Annotated in this window: 3 protein-coding genes; 1 reads left to right on the top strand and 2 read right to left on the bottom strand. The window is 57.3% G+C overall.

The features are described 5' to 3' along the window. A partial coding sequence (locus FJ248_08725) for a hypothetical protein (GenBank protein MBM4120960.1) occupies positions 1-707 on the bottom strand: 707 nt, incomplete at its 3' end. Here FJ248_08725 and FJ248_08720 point away from each other — a divergent pair. Next, entirely contained in the window at positions 596-1,462 is an 867-nt protein-coding gene (locus FJ248_08720) for a TauD/TfdA family dioxygenase (GenBank protein ID MBM4120959.1), read from the top strand. The genes FJ248_08725 and FJ248_08720 overlap by 112 nt on opposite strands. A gap of 198 nt (positions 1,463-1,660) precedes the next feature. Here FJ248_08720 and FJ248_08715 read toward each other — a convergent pair whose 3' ends face one another. Beyond that, positions 1,661-2,338 carry a glycosyltransferase gene (locus FJ248_08715; GenBank protein MBM4120958.1) on the bottom strand — a complete coding sequence of 226 codons (678 nt, stop codon included), beginning with the start codon at positions 2,336-2,338 and terminating at the stop codon, positions 1,661-1,663. Positions 2,339-2,706: the final 368 nt, after the last annotated feature.

Genomic DNA, 2,706 nt, shown 5'->3' with positions numbered 1-2,706 from the left:
TTCGCGCTGTCGATGCCGCTGAACCACTCCACCATTTCCTCTACGCGCCTGGAGACCCGCCCGTGCGGCTCGCCGATGCGGAACACCGTGTGCTGGTCGCCGCCCTTGGACACCGTCCTGCGGATGCAGCCGGCCTCGTAGAGGTCCACCGAGATCAACGAGGCGATCACGCCTACGGTGCGGCCCCAGCCAACGATACCGGCGATGGTCTCCTCGTTCAGGCAGTTCTGCAGCGACACCACGTAGCCCCCGGGAGCCAGGTGCGGCGCGACCAGCTGTGTAGCCCAGGCGGTGTCGTAGGACTTCATCGCCACCATCGCGACGTCGAACAGCCGCCGGTTCCCCTGCAGCTCGCTGAGGTGCAGGATCTTCGCCTTGGTCACGACGCAGCGCTCGGCCGGGGTCATGCCGTCCAGCTCCAGGCCCTTGGCGCGGATGGTCTCGACGTTTTGCGGCCAAGGGTCGATGAAGGTGATGTCCTGCCCGAGCTGCGCCAGCCAGCCGCCGACGTAGCCGCCCAGCGCTCCCGCGCCCACGATCGCGATTCGCCTGTTTGCCGTCCCAGCCATTGCGTAATAATAAGATGGAAGTATCCATGAGCGCACCCCAGAACCCCTACCGGACCCTGACCGTTTCGCCGCTCGCGGGCGCGCTCGGCGCCCAGGTGGGCGGCGTGACGCTGAAGTCGCTCGAGGACGAGGCTGCATGGGCCGAGATCCGGCGCGCCTTCACAGAGTACTCGGTGCTGGTGTTCCGCGACCAGGGCATCGAGCCTGCGGACCAGATGAGGATCGGTGTGCGATTCGGCCCGCCGTGCCACTACCCGTTCGTCACCGGCATGGACGGCTTTCCGTTCATCTTCGAGGTGGTGAAGGAGGAGGCGGAGAAGGTCAATTTCGGCGGCAACTGGCATTCGGACACCACCTACCTGCAGCAGCCCCCGCTCGCCACCTTGCTCTACGCCGTGGAGACTCCGGCGTACGGCGGCGACACGCTGTTTGCCAATACGCGCGCCGCCTACGAAGCGTTGTCCGAAGGCATGCGCAAGTTGCTCGACGGCATGGTGGGCATCAACAGCGCGGGGCTCAAGCACAGCGGCGGCCGCAGCGACCTGCACAGGGGCATCTCCGGCATGAAGGTGCACGACACCGACACCGCGGCGCAGTACGAAGCCGAGCACCCCGTCGCGCGCACGCATCCGGAAACCGGATGCAAGGCGCTCTACCTCTCGCGCAGCCATACCATCCGCCTCAAGGGCCTGACCGAGGAGGAGAGTCGGCCGCTGATCGACTTCCTGCAGGCACACCAGGTGCGGCCGGAGTTCACCTGCCGCGTGCGCTGGGCGCCCGGCACGCTCACAGTCTGGGACAACCGCTGCACGCAGCACACTGCGGTCAACGACTACCATGGCCATCGCCGTCACATGCGGCGCCTGACCGTCGGCGCTCAGACCCCGAAGTAAGACCCAGCTCCTCGCTCGTGCACGGGAGCTATTTTCTTAACTTATGTTTGGTCCTAAGAAACCGGGCAGATCAGAGCCTAAAAGTTGGAGTCCGACGTGAGCGATTGAGGCCGAAAACTCTCAGGTGTTCATGTTCGCGGCCTGAGAGGGTGAGGATGCCCACAAGTGTGTGAGAAAAGAGCAGGAAAGGCGACTTCGCTATCTATCCATTCCCTGGGTCGTACGATCAAATGCAGAATGCCAAGCCTCTGCCATTTCAGAATCCCTGTATTCATGAAAGCATGGGGACCCAAGAGTGAAGTGAATGAGTTTCGCCTTTGAATTAACCTGGTATTCGGTCGCAAGCCAGTTCCATTCCTTTGGAAGGTCCCCAATCTCGGTATCTTCTAACCATTGAAACTGGTGCAAAAACGATCCAGTTTTGCCTTCGATGAACTTTGTCGTTAGTAGCCTATTCTTGGGATGCCGACAGTTCCAAATTACGACGCTGGACCAATTTTTCCTGGGATAGTCCTCATTTCTTCTGCCAAAGTATTTTTTGTTCGCTTTGGTAAGGTAATCATGTTTTACTACCTGAACTGCTTTACTTGGATCGCGTAAATCCCAGAGTTCGGCAATGTCCGCGTTACAAACCATATCCCCATCAGCGTAGATGACATACCCATTGTATTGCATCAAATGGGGGCATAGAAATCGTGAATACGTGAATGCATTACTGCCATCAGAATGGCTTTCTCGATACCCCGACAGAGAGCCTTGCACAAGAGGGAGAAACCTCACCGGTCTACTGGTCTGCTCAAGGATGGACTGACAAAAAACGTGATAGACCACCGCTTCTCGCTGATCAAATCCGACCACAATATCTATTGTTTCCATTAGAGAGCCCGTTCAAGCCATCTCTGCACACAGGAAATGGTAGCAGACCAGTTGTGTCTATCGCTCTGGTAAAAAACTCTGAGGCTTGGGTACCAAAAACTATAGACATCATCTAGATGCCAGTACCAGAATCTTCCATTTGAAAACGGAACTACCACGCAGCCTTTTTTTCCAATAGATCCGGCAAGATGTGCTGTCACGTTACTGGTCGTAATTACCAGGTCGCATGCGTTGATCAGAGCCAACAGATCATCGATATCGTTGTAAACATCGAGGCCTTTTATTTGATGAATTTTTACACCGAACCGGCTTTCGACCTCTTCAATCTCGGAATCAACTTTGCCGTACTGCAAGTTGATGAAATCCAA

The sequence above is a fragment of the Nitrospira sp. genome, assembly GCA_016873435.1.
Classification (GTDB): domain Bacteria; phylum Nitrospirota; class Nitrospiria; order Nitrospirales; family Nitrospiraceae; genus VGXF01.
Note: the sequence above shows the minus strand (reverse complement) of the source record. Positions and strands in the feature narration are given on the sequence as shown.